This window comes from Chromohalobacter sp. HP20-39 (genome assembly GCF_033052815.1).
GTDB lineage: Bacteria > Pseudomonadota > Gammaproteobacteria > Pseudomonadales > Halomonadaceae > Chromohalobacter.
Map to the genome: position 1 here is coordinate 1 of NZ_JAWHTP010001121.1, position 239 is coordinate 239.

1 protein-coding gene is annotated in these 239 nt (G+C 70.3%); it reads left to right on the forward strand.

The window, feature by feature from the left end; all coding sequences use genetic code 11:
- On the forward strand, positions 1–239 hold a 239-nt coding region (locus RVY79_RS21385; protein ID WP_317466635.1), incomplete at both ends, for a glycosyl hydrolase 2 galactose-binding domain-containing protein.

A 239-nucleotide genomic window follows, 5' to 3' on the forward strand; every position in this document is an offset into this window, starting at 1 on the left:
TCCGCGCGCGGCCCGCTGGATCCCCGCGACGGTGCCCGGCAGTGTGCAGCAGGACCTGATCGCCGCCGGGCTGGTGCCCGATCCCTATCGGGGCACCAATGAGGGCGCGATCCAATGGGCCGGCCTGACCGATTGGGAATGGAAGCGGACCCTGGCGGTAACGCCGGCGATGCTCGCGGCCGGCCATCTCGACCTGGTCTTCGATGGGCTCGACACCTTTGCCGAGGTGCGGGTCAACG